Annotated in this window: 15 protein-coding genes; 11 read left to right on the plus strand and 4 right to left on the minus strand. The window is 34.3% G+C overall.

What is annotated here, in order from left to right; translation table 11 throughout:
* On the plus strand, nucleotides 1–188 hold a 188-nt coding region (locus PEPCATONIAE_RS02575; protein WP_487247493.1), incomplete at its 5' end, for an EF-Tu C-terminal domain-related protein.
* Nucleotides 189–770: 582 nt separating this feature from the next.
* A complete protein-coding gene (locus tag PEPCATONIAE_RS02580; RefSeq protein ID WP_138159421.1) occupies nucleotides 771–2780 on the plus strand; it encodes an Ig-like domain-containing protein in 2010 nt (669 codons plus the stop codon).
* 265 nt (nucleotides 2781–3045) lie between these two features.
* On the opposite strand, the gene PEPCATONIAE_RS02585 is transcribed toward PEPCATONIAE_RS02580, so the two are convergent.
* The 4 genes from PEPCATONIAE_RS02585 to PEPCATONIAE_RS08630 all read right to left on the minus strand — a co-directional run bounded on the left by PEPCATONIAE_RS02585 (nucleotide 3046) and on the right by PEPCATONIAE_RS08630 (nucleotide 6424).
* Nucleotides 3046–3672 carry a response regulator transcription factor gene (locus tag PEPCATONIAE_RS02585; protein ID WP_138159422.1) on the minus strand — a complete coding sequence of 209 codons (627 nt, stop codon included), beginning with the start codon at nucleotides 3670–3672 and terminating at the stop codon, nucleotides 3046–3048.
* Complete coding sequence (locus tag PEPCATONIAE_RS02590) at nucleotides 3662–4930, minus strand: sensor histidine kinase (protein WP_138159423.1); 1269 nt, start codon at nucleotides 4928–4930, stop codon at nucleotides 3662–3664. The genes PEPCATONIAE_RS02585 and PEPCATONIAE_RS02590 overlap by 11 nt, the downstream gene beginning before the upstream one ends.
* Nucleotides 4927–5856, minus strand: coding sequence for a hypothetical protein (locus tag PEPCATONIAE_RS08625; protein ID WP_246060414.1), 930 nt, complete (start codon nucleotides 5854–5856; stop codon nucleotides 4927–4929). Before PEPCATONIAE_RS08625 ends, PEPCATONIAE_RS02590 begins: the two co-directional genes overlap by 4 nt.
* A gap of 319 nt (nucleotides 5857–6175) precedes the next feature.
* A complete protein-coding gene (locus PEPCATONIAE_RS08630) occupies nucleotides 6176–6424 on the minus strand; it encodes a hypothetical protein (protein WP_246060415.1) in 249 nt (82 codons plus the stop codon).
* Nucleotides 6425–7006: 582 nt separating this feature from the next.
* Here PEPCATONIAE_RS08630 and PEPCATONIAE_RS02600 point away from each other — a divergent pair.
* The 9 genes from PEPCATONIAE_RS02600 to PEPCATONIAE_RS02640 all read left to right on the plus strand — a co-directional run bounded on the left by PEPCATONIAE_RS02600 (nucleotide 7007) and on the right by PEPCATONIAE_RS02640 (nucleotide 15405).
* Nucleotides 7007–8263, plus strand: coding sequence for an SHOCT domain-containing protein (locus PEPCATONIAE_RS02600; protein WP_138159424.1), 1257 nt, complete (start codon nucleotides 7007–7009; stop codon nucleotides 8261–8263).
* Between the two features lie 10 nt (nucleotides 8264–8273).
* A complete protein-coding gene (locus PEPCATONIAE_RS02605; RefSeq protein ID WP_138159425.1) occupies nucleotides 8274–9806 on the plus strand; it encodes a TFIIB-type zinc ribbon-containing protein in 1533 nt (510 codons plus the stop codon).
* A 36-nt stretch (nucleotides 9807–9842) separates the two neighbouring features.
* Complete coding sequence (locus PEPCATONIAE_RS02610; protein ID WP_138159426.1) at nucleotides 9843–10430, plus strand: DUF5067 domain-containing protein; 588 nt, start codon at nucleotides 9843–9845, stop codon at nucleotides 10428–10430.
* A 1038-nt stretch (nucleotides 10431–11468) separates the two neighbouring features.
* Nucleotides 11469–12383 (plus strand): aspartate carbamoyltransferase, encoded by a 915-nt coding sequence (gene pyrB / locus PEPCATONIAE_RS02615; protein WP_138159427.1) that lies wholly within the window; start codon nucleotides 11469–11471, stop codon nucleotides 12381–12383.
* Nucleotides 12384–12386: 3 nt separating this feature from the next.
* Complete coding sequence (locus PEPCATONIAE_RS02620) at nucleotides 12387–12815, plus strand: aspartate carbamoyltransferase regulatory subunit (protein WP_138159428.1); 429 nt, start codon at nucleotides 12387–12389, stop codon at nucleotides 12813–12815.
* Nucleotides 12816–12817: 2 nt separating this feature from the next.
* Nucleotides 12818–13528, plus strand: coding sequence for a dihydroorotate dehydrogenase electron transfer subunit (locus tag PEPCATONIAE_RS02625; RefSeq protein WP_138159429.1), 711 nt, complete (start codon nucleotides 12818–12820; stop codon nucleotides 13526–13528).
* Nucleotides 13521–14420 (plus strand): dihydroorotate dehydrogenase, encoded by a 900-nt coding sequence (locus PEPCATONIAE_RS02630; protein ID WP_138159430.1) that lies wholly within the window; start codon nucleotides 13521–13523, stop codon nucleotides 14418–14420. The genes PEPCATONIAE_RS02625 and PEPCATONIAE_RS02630 overlap by 8 nt, the downstream gene beginning before the upstream one ends.
* A 92-nt stretch (nucleotides 14421–14512) precedes the next feature.
* Nucleotides 14513–15121 carry a C39 family peptidase gene (locus PEPCATONIAE_RS02635; RefSeq protein WP_246060416.1) on the plus strand — a complete coding sequence of 203 codons (609 nt, stop codon included), beginning with the start codon at nucleotides 14513–14515 and terminating at the stop codon, nucleotides 15119–15121.
* Complete coding sequence (locus tag PEPCATONIAE_RS02640; RefSeq protein WP_138159432.1) at nucleotides 15118–15405, plus strand: putative quinol monooxygenase; 288 nt, start codon at nucleotides 15118–15120, stop codon at nucleotides 15403–15405. The genes PEPCATONIAE_RS02635 and PEPCATONIAE_RS02640 overlap by 4 nt, the downstream gene beginning before the upstream one ends.
* Nucleotides 15406–15417: the final 12 nt, after the last annotated feature.

Here is a 15417-nt window from a genome sequence, read left to right on the forward strand (position 1 = left end):
TTAGAACCACAGACGTAACAGGAGACATACAACTAGCAGAAGGAGTAGAAATGGTAATGCCCGGAGACAACGCAACCTTCACAGTAGAACTAATCACACCAATAGCAATGGACGAAGGACTAAGATTCGCAATAAGAGAAGGCGGAAGAACCGTAGCATCAGGAGTAGTAACAAAACTACTATCATAAGAACAAAAAAATACAAAAGACAAAGAAGACACCTAAACAGGTGTCTTTTTTTTAATAATAAAAAACATTGCCCAGTTATTTCGACTGAGAGAAGCGAGCGGAGAAATCTCCACCACCCAGTTATTTCGATTGAGCTTTAGCGAGTGGAGAAACCTCCACCACCCAGTCATTTCGACTGGAGCGAATGCAATGAGCGAAACGGAGAAATCTCTTTTTATAAAAGTAAATACAGTTTTCTTTTGATAAATAATTACTAAAATATCTATAGAAAGTAAAAAATAATATTACAATTATATTAAATTTATTAAAATATAAGGGCAAATTCCTGTAAAAAATAGATTTATAAACTTTAGCCAGTGGCTTAAACTAGGGGTTTATAGGAATAAGTTTTAAAAGATTGAGCTTATTATGGCTTTTATTTTAAATGTTTTATTTTTAAGGGATTTAGGGTAGACTATTAGTACATAGAGTTATTAAAATCTTTTGTATAATAGCGTTGGGAGGAGTGATAGATAAGTAAATTTATTAATCACAAGTTTATAAATAAGATTTAATAAAAAAATTTAATAAAGGAGAGTTTTTATGAAAAAGAAAACAGTATCATTGCTTTTAACTCTAGTAATGATGGTTTCAGTTTTTACAGTCGGAGTTTTTGCAGAAGAAAACGAAGCAACTGTTGCTGAGCCTGAAACTACAGTAGCTGAAAGCAATACAGAAAAAGAAGTTGTAGAAACAACATCAGAAGAAGAACCTGCTCTTGAAATGTCAGAAGAATCAGTTGGTCCGGTTTTGAGATCTCCTCAAACACCTCCTACAAAACTTGAGGTTACACCTCCAAGTCTTAGCATGAAAGTTGGAGGAACAGGACAAATTAATGTGACGATAGAACCAGCAGGAACTCCTGTAGCTTATGCAAGTTCAGATACTTCAGTTGCAACAGTTGGCGATAAAGGACTTGTAAAAGGGGTAAAAGCCGGAACTGCAACTATTACAGTTTCATCAGGTGGAGTATCAAAAGCAGTATCTGTTACTGTAACGGATGATACAGTAGTGCCTGTAACAAGTGTTACCGTTACTCCCCTTGGTACAGAAGTTAAAGTAGGACTAACAGTAACTTTAACAGCAAGTGTAAAACCTGACAATGCAACTGATAAAACAGTAGCTTGGTCATCAAGTGATGAGTCTATAGCAAAGGTAAGTAGCAGCGGAGTTGTAACAGGAGTAAAGGAAGGTACAGCTGATATTACAGCTAAAGTTGGAGACAAAACAGCAACAGTTAAAGTAACTGTAAAGCCTGCAGAACCTACACCTCTTGGAAAGATCAACAATGTTAAGGTTTACTATAATTCAGTAACAGGGTATGCACCTGCAAACTCAAAAGTTACTCTTTATAGAAACGGAAGCTATATAGGATCTACAACAGCAGATTCCAAGGGATACTTTTCAATAAGCCATAGTTTCGGTTATTATAACGGATACTATAAGGATTATTATTGGAAGGACTATTGGAAAGATTATGGATATCACTGGTACTATAATTTAAGTGACTATACTCTAAAGGCAACAGATTCATCAAATAATCTACTTGACACTTACTATTTAAGCAATGCAAATGGATATTATGATGATTATTACTGGTGGGGAAATGGATATTATTGGAATAACGACTACTGGTACAATGGCTACAACGGATACAATGGAAGAGTATATCCTACATCACTAAGCCTAAATTCATCAGGTAGATATGTAGAAGGATACCTAAGCTCATATCCAAACACCTATGTTGCAGTTTATAGAAACGGTAGCTATTTAGGATCAGGATACACAAACTCAAGCGGATATTTCAGTATCTCACTTAATGAGTATGTATCAAGTGCATCAAGCCTTGACTTCTACCTAAACAGAGGAACAGGCTACTATTATGACGAACCAAGCAACAGAATTTATCCATGGTCACTTACAGTTAATTCATATTCAGTAAGTGGTTACTATAATGCTAATACACTTGTAAAAGTATACTATGACGGAAAATACATCGGATCAGACACAACAGATTCAAATGGATACTTCAATGTAGCATCAAGCATTAGATTATACAATGATTCATTATTAAAATTCTATGGTGAAAAGACAACTGTTAAAGAAACTAAACCTACTAGCACTACCAGCACCTACAAAACAACAATAACTATTGGAAGTGCGGCTATTTCTAAGACAGTTGACGGTATAACAACAACTACCTATATGGATGTAGCACCTTATATTAAAGAGGGAAGAACAATGCTTCCAATAAGATTTGTTGCAGAATCATTAGGATATGCCGTAACCTTTAACGACACTACTAGAAATGCAACATTCTCAGATGGAAACAAGCTTGTAATTCTTAACATAGATTCATCAGAATTCTATGTAGACGGAGTAAAATACACCTTTACTGTTAAACCTGAAATTAAAGACGGAAGAACAATGCTTCCAATTTCAGAAATAGGTAGAGCACTTGGACTTACTCACGGCAATAAGGGTGAAGGCAAGAACATTGAGTGGGATAGCGTTAATAGAGTAGTTACTATAGAAACTACAAAAACTAAATAAAATTTGTAAAACAAATTAGGTAAGATAGAAAGGACTGTCGAGGAATCGGCAGTCCTTTTTTTATTAATATGAAATATATAGGTGTAATTTTTTATTTAAGACAGGAATATTTTTAATTACAATATTATTTGGGCATATTAAGGCGTTAACATTTCGCCTTAAATCCTTTAAGCTGAACTTATAATAATGCTTATAGCTAAATAGGCAGATGAAAAAAGTCCTTTCCTTGAAAAGATATCCTCAAGAAAAGGGTTGTAACTAAAAATCACTCGTCTTCTATAACAAATCCTGTAATACGGGACTGAATGGCAAGCTGAGTTCTACTTGTAAATCCTGTTTTATCTAGTAGATGTTTAATATGAGTCTTAACTGTATTTTGTGATATTCCAAGAGTTTCTGCAATTTCCTCATTTCCCACCCCTGTAGTAAGAAGACGAAGGACTTGAATTTCCCTAGGTGTCAATTCTTTGGAATTAGTTAAGCCAAGCTGAACTTGTGGAGTTTCATCAGGATATATAGATTCACCGGCTAGAGTCCTTTCAATAATTTCAAGAATTGTTTTTTCAGAAACCTCTTTATACCAAAAACTTTCAACACCTATTTTTTTAGCTCGATCCATCCATGACACCTCAGGCATACTCGTTACGGCAATTATTTTAACATTTGGATTTAATTTTTTAATTTTTTCTGCGGCATCCAGTCCGTTGGAACCATCCTGCATAAGGATATCCATAATAACCAGATCAATATTGCTATTTAACACATAGGTATCCGCAAACATAGCACTATCAATGCAATATAAAACCTCATAATTTTTAGATTGATCAATATAAAGTTTAAAGAGCTCCCTAGATACAAATTGGTCATCTACAATCATTATTTTATAAGTCATAATTTTCTCCTTTAAGCCAAGATAGGTCCAACTGAAAATTCTGATTCATACTTACTTTAATTGTACCATTAAAAGGCTCTAAACGCTGGCGAATATTTTTAAGTCCGCCTTTTTCAATTATGGGACCTTTAGGTGTTAGACTATCGTTTTTTATTCGGCAATAATTTTTAATGCCGTCTTCTCTCAAAGAGATCCAAATGTTTTTGGCATGTCCGTGGCGAATAGCATTGTTTAAGGCCTCGTGTACAATATCCACTAAAAGAACCCAATCGACCTTGTTTTTTGGAAGCTTGCCTTCAACATAGACTTGAACTCCTATATCATTTGCTGCAGCTATTAGCTTTTCAAGTAGGGATCTGTCTTTAGGCGAATCATTGTTTTCATCTAATATTAAAAGGCTTTCCATCCAAAGCTTTATTAAATTGTCTCGATCTTCCTTTGTCTTATTAGTTTTTTCCAGATAGCGTTTAAAGTATATTAAGGATTGTCCGATTTTGTCATGGATTTTTATTTTTGCTTTTAAAATTTCCTTTTGTCTTGTGTATTCACCTACATTTTTTTGGTAATCTTTTAAGTTGGTATTAATTTTTTGAATTTGTTTGTTTTTTCTTTCTATTGCTTGATACATTGCCCATTCCAAAGTAATATTATAGGCTAAAGTTTCCCTAACATTTTTGTGATTTATAACCTTTATTTGCCAAATGTCACCTATACTTTCAATAACTAGGGGATCTCTTTGTAAAATTTTTGCATTTTCTTTGATTTTATTATTTTTTACGGCTTCTGCACAGGCAACATCATTTACCAGCATTTTTCCAAAGACTTCATAACTGATTTCTTGCATTTTACTATTGATTAATAAGGGTGTTCCGTCAAGCTTGGAAAAACAAATACCATCGGGAAGGCTGTCCATACTTTCTTTAATGGAGTTTTTTCCGATATTTTTATTTTCAATTTTAAAAAAGCTTTTAATAAAAATAATTTCTAAAGCAAAAATAAAAATATCATAGATGATTAAAAGGTGTAAGGGCATATCTAAAAATAAGGCGGATATAAAAATTTTTTTACTCCCGATTTCTGCCAAAACTTGAAATGGAAGAAAGCTTAAAAAGAAAATTAAAACACTTATTATAAAAAAATAAGAATGAAATTTATTATCCGCCACTTCTACTATAAATTTTATGCTGATAACTAAAATTATAATGCTAAAAATAAAAAATAGTGTTATGAGGTAGATATTCAAATTTGATAGATTCATAAAACCCCCCTTTCAGGACAAATAATAAATTTGACTTCTTTTTCTTTTAAATCTTCATAAATATAAAGTCCTATGTCCTTATTAAGGTTTTCTAAGTAATTTTTTAAAGAAAAAGTTTTAGAGGAAAGGAGCCTAATTTTCATTTCTAAATTCTTGTCCCTGTTTTCTAATCCCAGATCTATATAAGAGATGTAGGGTAGATAAAGCTCCAGTATTTGTTGGAAAAGTTCATATAAGTTAAGGCAAGCTGTAGAATCAAAATTTCCTTTTATTTGCCAATATAAATTTGTTTTGATTTCACTTAACTTTAAATAATCCAAGGATTCAGCAAAAGCGAGCCTAAGCTCTGAAAGATCTAAAGTATTTTTATTTTTTGTAAGCAAAAATAAATTTGAATATCTTTTTATATATACGCCTAAAATACAGGCATATTTTAGAGCTTTTTCAAAGTCTTTCTCATCCTCCGGCAAATTAATCATAATTGATTTAAGCTTGTCAAATTGTGGTTTAAGCTTCAGTTGAATATACTCTCTTATTTCTTTTTGATCTTCTATCTTAACCATGTTTTTCCTTATTTTATTATTAGCTCTTAAAAGTTCATTTTCGCTAAGCATGTCTTCACTTAAGGCTAAAAGTTTCGATTTAAGCTTATTAAAATCTGTTAAATCGACAAACCAAAAAGACTTTCCACCTTTAATATTTGCACTTTCAAGGATAATATTTTCATCAAGGACCACAGGATTTACAAGGGCTTTGTTAATAAGCTTAGGATCTATATGGGGATAATTTTTGGGACTGAAAATTATTTGATCATTTGAATCCATTATTCCAATATTTAAAGAAGATATTTTTAAAAAAGATTCGTATCCTCTATTGGAGGGAAGGAGCCTTTTAAAAGCCAAGGATTCAATAAATAAAATAACCATTAAAATATTAAACTCAGCGCTTTTAAAAATAATTTTAAAGTAAGAGAAGGGCTTCCAGTCAATCATATAAAGGAAAGTATAAAGTCCCCAAATCAATAAAATGGAAATAGGTAAGATAACTTGAGTGATTTGTCTATTTGCCAGTGATGGAATCATTGTAAAAATTAGTGTTAAAAGTGATAATGTGCCTATATAAAAAATTCCGAAATAAAAAATCGGACCATACTGATTTAAGCCTGTGGAATTTTCATCTAAGGAAAAAAACCAAACCGTGAAAATCATTGCTTAGGATAAAAATAAAGAGGAAACAAGTTGGAATCTATAATAGCTTCCAAAATTTGCTTACATTTTCTCTTTCTGATTTTCCGACAAATAAAGAAGTCAAAAAAACAAGTTGTATAAGAAGAATTGGAAAAACATAATAAAAATATCTAATATATCTGACAGCCGAGGCATTTTCAATTAAAATTTCGTACTTTAGAGTTCTTACTGCCAAATAGGAAATTAAAAGTACACCTATAATTTGAAATCTTTTTACTACAGAGGCTCTTAAAACTCTATTTTTCATGTTGCGTATCCATAAAAAGACAACAAAAGTATATAGGCATAAAACAATTGTATGCGTGGGGAAATTAATAAAATTATAATAATCTAATAGATGAAATGCACAGGCAAGAAAAACTAAAAAAATTGAAACCAAATAACTGATAATTTCTTTGCGATACATTTTCTCATCTCCTGAAAATTTAACAGACTATAAAATCAACTAGCTAAAGTGACTTTTCTTAATTATATCAAAAATTTTCTCTATATCCTATTTCTATTAGAGTTAGCAAATATTCAGAAATATAAAAGATTTACCAAAAAATTATTAAATATCATACTTTAGGGGATGTTTAATTTTTAAAAGCTTGTTATTATAAATACAGGGTAACCTTTTAAAGCTTAGAAGATTAAATATACCTTGTAATTGCATAAGGTATAACTACCTTGATAAAATTTGATTGAAGATATAAAACATTACCTTATCAATAAAACAGGTATTTTACTTCTAGAGTATTAAGTATTAAGTGAGGATTTTAACCGATAATAGCAGTTAATTAGAGCAAATTTTAAAAATTTATGAAAATACAAAAAGGAGGAAAAAAATATGGGATTTATTAGAGCGTTTATAGGAGCCTTAGGCGGAACCTTTGCAGATCAATGGGTGGATTTTTACGGTCCGGGACCTTTAGAATCAGGAACATTGGGAATTTTTCCTGCCAAATCTCAGGGAGCAAATAATGGACGTGGTGAAAATGTAAAGGGCAATCAAAATATAATCAGCAACGGAAGTAAAATTATTGTTCCGGAAGGAACAGCTCTTATTACCATGCAAGACGGTATGATTACAGGTGTAATTGCTGAAGCCGGCGGTTATATATTTTCTTCAGATGATGTGAATTCACAAAGTATTTTTGCCGGAGATGGTCCCACAGGATCACTTATTAAATCCACATGGGAAAAAATAAAATTCGGTGGACAAGTTGGATCGCAACAACTTGCCTTTTATGTAAATTTAAAAGAAATACCAAACAATAGATTCGGCACACAAAGTGAAATTTATTGGGATGATGCCTTTTTTGGCACACAGGTAGGTGCAGTTACCAGGGGTACCTACACCCTTAGAATTGTAGATCCCCTTTTATTTGTTAAAAACTTTGTGCCGCAAAAATATTTAATTGCCGATGCACCTGCCTTTGATTTTTCTGATATGGACAACGATGCAGGGGAACAACTTTTTAACGAAGTTGTGGGTTCTTTATCTGCAGCCTTTTCAAATTATACAAATGATCCAACAAGGGGCAACCGTATGAGTAGAATTCAAGGCGACCAAATTGGATTTGCACAATCTCTTTCCCTTGCAGTAGAGGAAGGCTACCAATGGAAGACCTTAAGAGGTCTTGAAATTATAAAAACTGCCATACTTGCCATAGAATATGATGAAGATACAAAGGCACTTATGTCAGATGTAAAGAAAGCCGATGCACTGTCAGGTAATCGCGGTAATGCATTCTTCCAACAAGCAGCAGCAAGAGGTATGCAATCTGCAGGTGAAAATGGTGGAGGAGCAAATATGGCATTTATGGGTATGGGAATGAATGCAGCGGGAAATATGATGAACCAAACTCAACAAGCACAAACTGAAAGCTCTTACCAACCTAATTTCGGTGCAGCACAACAGGCTAACCAGGGTCAACAAGCTACTAATCAAGGTCAACAAGAAGCCCAAAGCCAAGATCAACAGCAAAGTCAAAATCAAGAAGATCCTGTAGAAAAATTAATTAAAATGAAAAAACTTCTTGATGCAGGAGTTATATCTGAAGAGGAATTTTCTAAAATAAAAGCTGATTTATTAGGTATTTAAAGGTGATTTTATGAGTGAAGATAAACCGAGGGAAAATTTCAAAGTAGTTGAAGAGGAAGAAGGTTTAAAAGACGGTCAGGTAAAATGCCCTAAATGCGGGTCAACAGATATACAGACAAATACAAAGACAGGCAAGCTTAGATGTAATTTTTGCCGACATGAATTTGAATTGGACCTTGCAGAGGAAGATCAGGATATAAGCACATTAGAGGGAAGGACAATAAGGGGCGGAGCCAAAGATATAGATGAGGACAGCAAAGATTTAATTACCCTAAAATGTGAAAGCTGTGGAGCAGAAGTTGTTATAGATACTAAAACCACGACGCAGGCAAGATGCCACTGGTGCCGCAACACCTTATCTATTAACAATAAAATCCCAAATGGTGCTGTACCTGATGTGATTTTACCCTTTAAGGTTTCAAAGGAAGATGCAAAAAAAGAAATCGAAGGTTTTGTAAAAGCAAGAAAGTTTTTTGCACATCCAAAATTTACAGCAGAATTTTCTACAGAAAATATTTGTGGAGTTTATATTCCCTATATGTTAGTTGATGTTAATGCGCACATGAGGCTTGAAGGCGAAGGAGAAATCGAAACGGATTGTCGTGAAATAGAAGAAGATGGTAAAACTCATTACGAATACGATGCAGATGTATATAATATCGTGAGAGATTTTGACATATTTATAGACGATTTATCCATTGAATCATCAAGTGATAAATTAGATTACTCATCAAAAAATAAAACCAACAATATAATAAATTCCATTATGCCCTTTGATACAGAAAATTGTGTAAAATTCAACTCAAATTATTTGACAGGCTACACATCAGAAAAGCGTGACACAAATATAGACAATCTTCAAGAAGTAGTCTATGCACAAAGTTCCGACGTAGCAAGGCTTGAAGCAAAGGAAACAATAACAGAATACGATAGAGGAGTCAGGTGGAAGCAAGAGGATTTTGAAGTAAAGGGTGACTCATGGAAGTCAGCCTACTTGCCGGTTTGGCTTTACAGCTATATGCAGACAAAGGGCAAGAAAAATTTGCTTCACTATGTAGCAGTAAATGCAAGAACACTGGAGACAATGGGAAGCGTGCCGATTAATTTTACAAAACTTTATTTCATTTCAATTTTAATTGAAATTTTTGGAGGATTGGCGGCATTTATACTCACGACCTATGCCGCACTGGAAAAATTTAGCGGCACAGACTTCCAAGAATATAGAGATTATTTTTGGTTGCTACTGCTTTCAGGATTTGTATTTTATATAACTATGTACCTGCGATATAGAAATTCCAATGCGAGACATCATTATGAACTTGAGACAAGGCACGAGATTTCAAATTTAGTTTGTGAGGACGACTTTGTAACAAGTATTTACTCAGTGAAAAACAGTCAAATCTGGGGTGACAATACAGATGAACTAAAGGGAAATAAGCTCGACCTTAGAAAAGATAAGGTCCTAAAAAAAGCTATGGACAAGGGAGTGCTGGATGAAGCTATTGAAAACCAAAAGAAGTTAGAGGAAAAAGATAAGGAATAAAATAAGCTTAACAATTAATAAATAGGAGATAAAATTATGGAAAATTCAAAAACTAAAATCATAAGCTTACTACTGGTATTAGTTTTAATCTCAACAACTTTAGTTGCTTGCAGTAAAAAAGGCTCCAGCACAGAAGAGGCTTCTAATAATCAAGAAACAAAGACAGAAGTAAGTGAAAACACTGAAAAAGAAAAAGAAAGTCAAGAAGGAACTGTTTTTGATATTGCAGGCAACCAATTTGAATTAGTTGCAAGCGATCTTATGGAAGATTGCGATGGAGATATAAACATTGTAAATACATGGAAGTTTACAAATAATACACAAGATGCCACTTCTCCTGCACTTAATGTCTATATGCTACTTACGCAAAAGGGTGAAGAGTTAGATACACCCGGATCAATTTTTATTAAAGAAGGGTCAACAGACCAACTTAGTGATTACGGATTTGAAAATGTTGAACCGGGAGAAAGCGGAATGTTTTTTACTTCATATAAGTTAAAAGACAAAGAAAGTCCGGTTAAAATTCAAATCTCCGACATAGATGGCACAGATGCAATTGAAGTTGAACTGAATATTGCAGAAATGGAAACAGTAACGGTAGATTCATTGCAATTACCTGAATAACAAAGGAATATTGCAGTATAAGTTACTTATTAAAGAGAAAATTTGCCTAGCTAAAGATTGCCCCTTTAGAAAAATAACCCTTTATTGGAAATATTTCAGTAAAGGGTTATTTTAATTGTTAAATTGCCCACTCATCAGTCATTTTCACCGAGCATTTTTCCTTTCGTCATTTCTACCTAGGATCAGCACCACACCCCAGTCATTTCCATTGAGCGAGCGCCCACACTACACACAGTCATTTCCATCGAGCGAGTGCCCCACACTACCTAGTCATCTTGAGCGAGCGTTAGCGAGTCGAAAGATCTCTCTTTTCCCACTGTAGCAAATGCGAATTTCCACCCAGTCATTTCGACCGAGCGAAGCGAGCGGAGAAATCTTTCTCTTTTACCTGAGATCTCTCCATGCGTTCACTCCGTTCACTTAGTCGAGATGACAGGTTAAAAAAGTCCACTCCTTTAGTCGAGATGACTGAATTTATAATATCCTAAATTAATATGACTAATATGACGAATTTTTTCAAACCTTTACATAGAAACAACCCAAAAGCGTTTTAAGGGGTAAGAAGGGGGAGTGCGAGGGGGACGTTAGGGAGAATCGCAACTCCCTTAGTCCCCCTCGTATAAAAAACAATTATATATAATAAAAAACAGAGATCTCTCCACTCGGAATAAATTCCTCGGTCGAGATGACTAACACCACCCAGTCATTTCGACCGAGCGGAGCGAGCGGAGAAATCTCACTTTTTAACCCCGAGATCTCTCCATGGGTTCACTCCGTTCACTTAGTCGAGATGACAGGTTAAAAAAGTCCACTCCTTTAGTCGAGATGACTGAATTTATAATATCCTCTCAGTTGAGATGAAAGACTTTTTAAATTTTCCAATTTTAAAATAATTTTAAAATTTATTTGACTTTAAAGACCCATTAGAGTATTATTAGTCGAGAAGAAAATTACTTTTAATTTAGTGCGGGACGCTAAAAAGGTAATAGATGAGGATCTAATACCGGGTCCCTCCTGCACATACTATAGGAGGAAATTATGTTAAGACACTTAATTGAACCTGGAGACTTTAGTAAAGAAGATTATGAAATATTGTTTGGACTTGCTGATAAGATTGTTGACAATCCTGAAAAATTTGGAAATGTCTGCAACGGTAAATTATTGGCGAGTCTTTTTTTTGAACCTTCAACCAGAACAAGACTATCCTTTGAGTCAGCTATGTATAGACTTGGAGGCAATGTAGTAGGCTTTGCCGATGCAAAGGTATCATCAACTGCCAAGGGAGAATCTCTAACAGATACCCTAAGAACTGTAGAAAACTATTGCGACATAGCAGCCATGAGACATCCTAAGGAAGGTGCGGCACTTCTTTGCTCAAAGAAAATGACAAAAATGCCAATTATCAACGCCGGAGACGGAGGTCACCAACATCCTACCCAAACACTTACAGACCTTATGACTATTCGCCACTACAAGGGTAGATTTGAAAACCTTACAATAGGACTTTGCGGCGACTTAATGTTTGGCAGAACCATCCATTCACTAATGAGACAAATGGCAAGATACGACGGAGTAAACTTTATCTTTATATCACCGGAAGAACTTAAAATGCCAAGACAATTTAAGGAAGAAATAGACAGCTCACGCTACAGCGAAACCAGCGACTTAAAAGGAGCAATAGGGGATCTTGATATACTATATATGTCAAGAGTACAAAGAGAAAGATTCGTTTCAGAAGAAGAATATTTAAGATTAAAAGACTACTTCATCTTAGACAACGAAAAAATGAAATATGCAAGAGACGATATGATAGTTTTGCACCCGCTTCCAAGAGTAAATGAAATCGCTCCTGAAGTGGACTACGACAAAAGAGCCGTATACTTTCAACAAGCAAGATTCGGAATGTATATAAGAATGGCACTTATAATGTTTTTATTAGGTTTGGAGGGTTAAAAAATGATAAACGTATCAAAAATTAAAAAAGGTATAGTACTTGACCATATAGAACACGGTACAGGACATTTACTTTACAAGGCACTTAAACTTGACGAGGTAGATGATCCAATAGTACTAATGCAAAATATAAATTCATCATCAATGGGTAAAAAGGACCTGATAAAAATTGAAACGGATTTTGACCTTGATTTTACAGTTTTAGGACTTATAGCACCACATACAACAGTAAACTTTATAGAAGACGGAGTAAGGGTTAAAAAACTTAGAATGGAACTACCTGAAAAGGTGGAAGGGATTATGAAGTGCAAAAACCCGAGATGTATTTCTAATATAGAAAAGGTTGAAACTCACTCATTTACCTTGGCAAATCCCGATACCAAAGAATATAAATGCGAGTATTGTGATTCACTTACCACCTATATGGAGTAACCATGGCAAAAGTAATATTTAACAAACAAATTGACGACAGCTACTTCCTTATAAAAACAGATACCAAAGAGGAAGCCTTGCCGGGTCAATTTTACATGCTAAGGGCCTGGGACAAATACCCCACTCTTTCAAGGCCTATAAGTATTTATGACAAGGACCCTGAAGGCACAAGCTTTTTAATAGAAAAAATAGGACCAGGCACACAAATTCTGTCAAAATTAAAAGCAGGGAACGAGATAAAAGTTTACGGACCCTATGGAAACAGTTTTAATTATGAAAATATAAAATCAGTTGCCCTAATAGGAGGAGGAGTGGGAACAGCCCCCTTCTATTATCTGGCAAAAACTATTAGAAAACACAACCCTCAGGCACAAATCGATTTTTATATAGGAGAAAGAGAAAACCAAAACCTGGAGGATGCCTTTCAAGATTTAAGGATACTTAAGGTGAACCTTAAAATAAAAAAAGGCGGTCTTATAACAGACATAATACAATACGATAAAGACTTAATCTACGCTTGTGGTCCAGATCCCATGATGAAGGCAGTAAAGGAACAAGCTCTTAAAAACAAAAAAGAAATTTATCTATCCTTAGACAAAAGAATGGGCTGCGGACTGGGAGCCTGCCTTTCATGTACCTGTAAAACCAAAGAAGGCAACAAAAGATCCTGTAAAGAAGGCCCCATATTTAAGGGAAGTGATTTAATTGAATAGACTGAAAACCGAAGTTCTGGGAGTAGAATTTAAAAATCCGGTTATACCTGCATCAGGCACCTACGGATTTGGAGAAGAATATAAAAAGTACTATGACCCGGCTATCCTAGGAGGCATAGCAACAAAAGGTTTAACCCTTAATCCCAAGCCCGGCAATGAAGGCATAAGAATATGGGAAACCCCATCAGGTATACTAAACTCAATAGGCTTGGAAAACCCTGGAGTTGATTACTTCTGTGGCAACATTTTAGACAAAATGACAAAACTCGGTACCAACATACTGGTAAACCTTGGAGGGAACACCATAGAAGATTACCAAAGAGCAGTGGAAAAACTAAACAACTACGACTTCTATGCTATAGAACTTAATATTTCATGCCCCAACGTAAAAGAAGGAGGTATGGCCTTCGGTATAGAAGCAGAAACATCAGCCTTAGTAACAGAAAAAATAAGACAAATCACAGACAAAAGGCTCTTTGTAAAGCTTTCCCCCAATGCAAGAAATATAACGGAAAACGCCCTTGCCGTAGAAGAGGCAGGAGCAGACGGTATAAGCCTGGTAAACACCTTTTTAGGTATGGCAATAGACCTTGACAAAAAGACTGCCGTATTTCAAAACACCTATGCAGGACTTTCAGGACCGGCCATAAAACCCCTGGCATTGAGAATGGTCCACCAAGTGGCAAAAACAGTAAAAATCCCCGTAATAGGCATGGGAGGAATAAGTAGCGGAAAAGACGCCCTTGAATTTATTATGGCAGGAGCAAGCCTTGTAGAAGTAGGGACAGCAAACTTTATGAACCCAACAGCAGCGGCAGACATAATAGAAGAAATGAATCAATATTTAGAAGAAAACAATCTTACAATAGACCAAATAAGAGGAATAATATAATCCTCTTATTTTTATATTAAGAATAAATTATTAATTCAAAAATCCTTATGGGTGTTTTTTATTATTATGGGTAAGAATTAATCGGTGATATAGTGATTAAAAACGACAAGATTTCAAATATAGACAGGTATATGGATAAAAATTATCCCCATGCCCGACTTATAGAAAAAAACAGTTTAATTCTTCCGAATTTTTTGCAAGAAGATGTATCAAAGGATCTTAATAATTGTTCTCTTACTTCCATATTAAGAGTAACGAATTTTTATATACCGGATCTGGATAAGAAGGTTGCCTACAATAAGCTTTATAGGATTGCAAAAACAAGGGGATACATAGCAGCCATAGGGACCTTACCGGGAGTAATAAGTCTAATAGCAAACAGCTTTTTCAAAAATAATGATATTCCGCTAAAAAGTAGCAGTGTTTATTTTTTTAGGTATTTTTATAAAATAAAAAATGAAATAGACAATAAAAGACCTTTTCTTATGAATCTAGCTGTAGGCTACTATAGAAACCATACAGTTACAGTAGTTGGCTATAGGGAGTACCTTTATAAGGACTTAAAGGTAAAAATTCTTGAAGTAATTGATGGATGGACACAGGAGGTAAGGTATATAGACTATTCTGTTTTAAATGGACTCTTTTCCTTGCCTCTGTATTCTTTTAATTTATTCAGATATAAGGAAAGAGGTGTAAGATGAAATTTTTTACTAAGAAAATTTTAAAGGAAGAAAACTATAAAAAGGGTCTTGAGCTTTTAAAAGAGCTTAGGGATAAGTCAAGGTTGGAGGAAGGTTGTATCTACTATGATCTTTATCAGGATGCAGATGAAAGATATACTATAATAATTAATGAAGAGTGGGAAAGCGAAGAAGCACAAATAAATCATACAAAAACTGAGCATTTTAAAAGGATAGTTCCTGCTGTGGCTGATTTATGTGAAAAACCTTTTAAGCTGGTAAGATTTGTAGATTTAAAGGATTAATTTTAATAAAAA

Origin of the sequence: Peptoniphilus catoniae (assembly GCF_901447155.2) — a bacterium.
GTDB lineage: Bacteria > Bacillota > Clostridia > Tissierellales > Peptoniphilaceae > Peptoniphilus_E > Peptoniphilus_E catoniae.

Excerpts from the sequence above, each read along its gene's own strand:
- PEPCATONIAE_RS02605 (WP_138159425.1), top strand. The coding sequence starts at position 8,274 with ATGAGTGAAGATAAACCGAGGGAAAATTTCAAAGTAGTTGAAGAGGAA.
- PEPCATONIAE_RS02625 (WP_138159429.1), top strand. The coding sequence starts at position 12,818 with ATGGCAAAAGTAATATTTAACAAACAAATTGACGACAGCTACTTCCTT.
- pyrB (WP_138159427.1), top strand. The coding sequence starts at position 11,469 with ATGTTAAGACACTTAATTGAACCTGGAGACTTTAGTAAAGAAGATTAT.
- PEPCATONIAE_RS08625 (WP_246060414.1), bottom strand. The coding sequence starts at position 5,856 with ATGGTTATTTTATTTATTGAATCCTTGGCTTTTAAAAGGCTCCTTCCC.
- PEPCATONIAE_RS02580 (WP_138159421.1), top strand. The coding sequence starts at position 771 with ATGAAAAAGAAAACAGTATCATTGCTTTTAACTCTAGTAATGATGGTT.
- PEPCATONIAE_RS02640 (WP_138159432.1), top strand. The coding sequence starts at position 15,118 with ATGAAATTTTTTACTAAGAAAATTTTAAAGGAAGAAAACTATAAAAAG.
- PEPCATONIAE_RS02600 (WP_138159424.1), top strand. The coding sequence starts at position 7,007 with ATGGGATTTATTAGAGCGTTTATAGGAGCCTTAGGCGGAACCTTTGCA.
- PEPCATONIAE_RS08630 (WP_246060415.1), bottom strand. The coding sequence starts at position 6,424 with ATGAAAAATAGAGTTTTAAGAGCCTCTGTAGTAAAAAGATTTCAAATT.
- PEPCATONIAE_RS02590 (WP_138159423.1), bottom strand. The coding sequence starts at position 4,930 with ATGAATCTATCAAATTTGAATATCTACCTCATAACACTATTTTTTATT.
- PEPCATONIAE_RS02610 (WP_138159426.1), top strand. The coding sequence starts at position 9,843 with ATGGAAAATTCAAAAACTAAAATCATAAGCTTACTACTGGTATTAGTT.
- PEPCATONIAE_RS02620 (WP_138159428.1), top strand. The coding sequence starts at position 12,387 with ATGATAAACGTATCAAAAATTAAAAAAGGTATAGTACTTGACCATATA.
- PEPCATONIAE_RS02585 (WP_138159422.1), bottom strand. The coding sequence starts at position 3,672 with ATGACTTATAAAATAATGATTGTAGATGACCAATTTGTATCTAGGGAG.